Source organism: Acinetobacter sp. UBA6526, assembly GCF_002434875.1.
Lineage (GTDB): Bacteria > Pseudomonadota > Gammaproteobacteria > Pseudomonadales > Moraxellaceae > Acinetobacter > Acinetobacter venetianus.
In genome coordinates, this window is the sequence record NZ_DJLC01000021.1 from 937 (window position 1) to 5,301 (window position 4,365).

A 4,365-nucleotide genomic window follows, 5' to 3' on the forward strand; every position below is an offset into this window, starting at 1 on the left:
GTTTGCTGGTAAAGAAGGTAAGTTCGTAACTTCACGTAATATTCGTGAACGTCTTGACCGTGAATTGATTCACAACGTAGCACTTCGTGTTGAAGATACTGATAGTCCAGACCGCTTCAAAGTTTCTGGTCGTGGTGAACTTCACCTTTCAGTATTGATCGAAAACATGCGTCGTGAAGGCTTTGAAATGGGCGTATCTCGTCCACAAGTAATCATCAAAGAAATTGATGGTGAAAAACAAGAGCCTTACGAAAACGTAACGTTTGACGTTGAAGAACAGCACCAAGGTTCTGTAATGGAACAAATGGGTCACCGTAAAGGCGAAATGACTAATATGGAAGTTGACGGTAAAGGCCGTATCCGTATTGAAGCAACTGTTCCTTCTCGTGGCTTAATTGGTTTCCGTTCAGAATTCTTAACTATGACTTCTGGTACAGGCATCATGACATCAAGCTTCTCTCACTACGGCCCTGTGAAACAAGGTTCAGTAGCGAAGCGTCAAAATGGTGTGTTGATTTCTATGGTTCAAGGTACATGCTTGGGCTATGCACTATTCAGCTTGCAAGACCGTGGACGTTTATTTGCTAAACCACAGTTAGAAGTTTACGAAGGTATGATCGTGGGTATTAACTCTCGTTCAGACGATATGGTTGTAAACCCAACTAAAGCGAAGCAGTTAACTAACGTTCGTGCGTCTGGTACTGATGATGCGTTGACTTTAACACCTGCAATTGAATACACGCTTGAGCAAGCGCTTGAATTCATTGAAGATGATGAATTAGTTGAAGTAACACCTAAATCGATTCGTATTCGTAAGCGTTACTTAACTGAAAACGAACGTAAACGTAATCGTGATAAATAATTTTTCTGAATTGAAAAATGAAGAAAACCGCTAAATTTATTTGGCGGTTTTTTTATTGAGTGAAACAAGTGTCTATTTCATGCATAAGTTCATATTTTTATTAAAATAAAATATGTTGTTAAAGTGTGAAATAACTTTCTTTTTTTGAGAAAAATATTAAATTATTTACATACAACTGAATGCCTATCATTTGTAATTTAAGTACAAAAACAAATGTAATTCGATTCATTTTCTGGAGTGTCAACAATGAGTATTATTCAAGAATTTAAAGAGTTTGCTGTAAAAGGCAATATGATGGATTTGGCGATTGGTGTAATCATCGGTGGCGCTTTTGGTAAAATCATTGATTCATTAGTGAAAGATGTCTTGATGCCTGTCATCAACTTTATTATTGGTGGAGAAGTGAATTTTACCAATAAGTTTGTTGTGCTCGGCTCAAGTCCTGAAAACATCACAACTTTAGCTCAAGCCCAAGAAGCGGGGTTAACGGTTCTTGCTTATGGTAACTTCATTACGATCTTGATCAACTTCCTGATTTTAGCGTGGGTGGTGTTCTTGATGGTGAAAGTGATGAACCGCATGCGTAAAAAAGAAGAGGAAGCGCCAGCAGCACCTGCACCAACACCAGAAGATATTCAATTGTTGCGTGAAATTCGTGATGAGTTGAAAAAGCAAGCTTAATTGCTTTAAATAAAAAAACGGCATAATTTATGCCGTTTTTTTATTGTAGCTGTTTAATTGGTATTTGCTATTTCTTTGATTTGAGATAATGAGTTTTGATGAATATGGTCTCTGACTCAATTTCATTCTAAGATGTCAAATAATTGAAATGGAATAACATGATGAACCGATTATTTGTATATGGCACATTGTGCCCGAATAGAGAGAATGCTCATATTTTGGGAGCTATTGAAGGGGATTGGCAAGTTGCAACGGTACATGGAACCATCCATATATTGGATTGGGGACCCGATAAAGGACTGCCTGCAATTGTATTGAATCAACAAGATCCGCTGGTTGAAGGTTATTTATTTAGTACCGATAAGTTAGAACAAAACTGGCCAATGTTAGATGCGTTTGAAGGATTCCAATATGAGCGAGTTATTGCTGAAGTTGTTTTGGAGTCTGGTGAAAAAAAAGATGCATGGACTTATGTCATGAAACCTCAGCAAGATTAGTTCATCCATAGGGGGAAATGAGCTTATGGATCCTTTTAAGCTCATTGTTTATCTATCGTAGATTATCCATACGGAACTTAATTTCTAAAAGATGGAAGCCAAACTGACTTTTAATTGGGCCGTGTAAAATTCGTTCTGCAGCTGTAAACACCAATTTATCAATTACAGGTACAAGCTGCCCTTTTTTTACTTCACCTAAATCGCCACCGCGTTTAGCAGAGTTACAAGTCGAATACTGCTTCGCAATTTTTGCAAAGTCTGCGCCAGACTGAATTCTTTTCTTAAGCTGTTCCGCTAAGTCTTTGTCTTTCACTAGAATATGCCGAACAATCGCAGTTTGCATGATGTTGCTCCTTCAATTACCTTGTATTTGCTTAAGCTTTCTTCAGCTTCAATGGCTGGCATTGTGGGCAAAATACACTGGCTCGTTGTCCTAACTTTAGGTTTTCAAGCGTTGTTTCACAGTTCACACACATTTCACCAGCACGGCCATATGCCAATAGTGTTTGCTGAAAATAACCATTTTCACCCATCGCATTACTATAGTCACGTAATGTTGAACCACCTAAATCAATTGCTTGTTTTAAGATGCGTTTAACCTCAATAACCAGCTTCTCAATTTGTACTTTCGTTAACGTTGAAGCAGGTTGTGCGGGATGGATGCCAACATTAAATAGACTTTCTGTCGCATAAATATTACCTACGCCAACAACGATATGATTATCCATTAAAGCAATTTTGATGCCGACATTTTTTTTATTTAGCTTTTCATGTAAATAGGCTGCATTAAAATCTTCGCTCAGAGGTTCAGGGCCGAGCGTATCAATCAGTTTAGTCTGGTTGTTTTGATCAAGCCAAAGAATGCACCCGAATCGACGTGGATCATGGTAGCGTAATTGCTGATCTTCAAAATCAATAATTAGATGATCATGTTTGCGTAGTTCATCTTTGGCTTCACATAAACGGAAGCTTCCAGACATACCTAAATGCCAAAGCATTTGGTTTTGCTCAAACTCAGCAAGAATATATTTAGAACGGCGCTTGAGTTGCATTAAACGCTGTCCAACCAGCTTTTCAATATCATTCGGTATAGGCCAACGCAAGCTTGGGTTCAAAACGCGGATGGCTTGAACACGTTGTTCTAATAAAGGCAGTAAGCTGGTTTTTGTGGTTTCAACTTCAGGAAGTTCAGGCATAGTTAACTCAAGTTGTTTCAACAACAATACAATGAGGGCAAATGTTTCACTTACAATTATGCGGGTATTTAATTTTATTTGCTAATCATGCTGATTAATCAGTTTAATTGTTTTCACTTAAGTTAAATACCTAAGATAAACATAAAATAATCATATTCTTAGCTTTAGCTGTTGTCGTTTAAAATTTCGAGAAATAAGGAATCTTCATGCCTTCGATGAAAATTAATCTTCTATACGGTTACATTGCCATGTTTATGGCATTGGGTAATACCTCAGTATGGGCAATTGAGGTTGATCACGATCAGCCAGCACAACTCCCAACAATCAAAGTTGAAGCGACACGTACAGATACTTCTTACATGGAGACGCCTGCTTCAATTTTTAGGGTGGATATGCCTGAAAGTAGCCAGTCGGCGCAGGTTAATTTGACGGAAATCGTGAAAGGTGTCCCAAGTATTCAGCTTAGGAATAGAGAAAATTACGCGCAAGACCTGCAACTTTCTATGCGTGGTTTTGGTGCGCGGTCTACATTTGGCGTTCGTGGTATTCGATTGTATGTTGATGGAATTCCTGCAACCATGCCTGATGGACAAGGGCAAACCTCAAATGTTGATTTGAGTAGCTTAAGTCATCTTGAGGTTTTAACGGGGCCATTTTCTTCACTGTATGGTAACTCGTCAGGTGGTGCGATTTTAGCAACCACCAGAGAAGGTACAGGAAAAGACTCGATTGAGATGAGTTATGCTGGTGGGAGTCACAATAAAAATCGTGCTGGTTTAATTTTACAGGGCGGTTCAGATCACCAATATGAACCAAGTTATATCATTAGTTCATCTTATTTTGATACTGATGGATTTCGAAATCATAGTGGCGCAAATAAAGTATTGAATAATGCAAAACTAACGTGGAATCTTGATGATGGCAGTAAAATTAACTGGATCACCAATTACGTCAAGATTAATGCTGATGATCCGCAGGGATTGAATAGGCAGCAATGGCAGAATAATCCACGTCAAGTGAATGATACAAACAATACTTACAATGTTCGAAAAGATATTGATCAAACACAAACAGGGATCACGTGGTCAAAACCGCTTAATGATCAGCATGAATTGTATGGCATGGCATA

5 protein-coding genes and 1 pseudogene are annotated in these 4,365 nt (G+C 38.3%); 4 read left to right on the top strand and 2 right to left on the bottom strand.

What is annotated here, in order from left to right:
• From B4237_RS01825 to B4237_RS01835, 3 genes and pseudogenes are all read left to right on the top strand, one after another.
• Positions 1 to 862, top strand: a pseudogene (locus B4237_RS01825) (translational GTPase TypA); the annotation flags it as partial.
• A gap of 246 nt (positions 863 to 1,108) precedes the next feature.
• Positions 1,109 to 1,543, top strand: coding sequence for a large conductance mechanosensitive channel protein MscL (gene mscL, locus B4237_RS01830; protein ID WP_004877192.1), 435 nt, complete (start codon positions 1,109 to 1,111; stop codon positions 1,541 to 1,543).
• 161 nt (positions 1,544 to 1,704) lie between these two features.
• The gene (locus tag B4237_RS01835) at positions 1,705 to 2,040 is read left to right on the top strand and encodes a gamma-glutamylcyclotransferase family protein (protein ID WP_278595386.1); all 336 of its coding nucleotides are present in this window, start codon (positions 1,705 to 1,707) and stop codon (positions 2,038 to 2,040) included.
• 52 nt (positions 2,041 to 2,092) lie between these two features.
• Here the strand turns inward: B4237_RS01835 and B4237_RS01840 are convergent, their stop codons facing one another.
• Both B4237_RS01840 and mutM read right to left on the bottom strand, forming a co-directional pair.
• On the bottom strand, positions 2,093 to 2,383 hold the full coding sequence (locus tag B4237_RS01840) for a peptidylprolyl isomerase (protein ID WP_019383777.1): 291 nt from the start codon (positions 2,381 to 2,383) through the stop codon (positions 2,093 to 2,095).
• A gap of 31 nt (positions 2,384 to 2,414) precedes the next feature.
• Positions 2,415 to 3,236: a bifunctional DNA-formamidopyrimidine glycosylase/DNA-(apurinic or apyrimidinic site) lyase gene (gene mutM / locus B4237_RS01845; protein WP_061396741.1), complete on the bottom strand. Its 822-nt coding sequence runs from the start codon at positions 3,234 to 3,236 to the stop codon at positions 2,415 to 2,417.
• A 206-nt stretch (positions 3,237 to 3,442) separates the two neighbouring features.
• On the opposite strand from mutM, the gene B4237_RS01850 reads away from it, so the two are divergent.
• The coding region (locus B4237_RS01850; protein ID WP_286941041.1) for a TonB-dependent receptor plug domain-containing protein at positions 3,443 to 4,365 on the top strand (923 nt) is incomplete at its 3' end.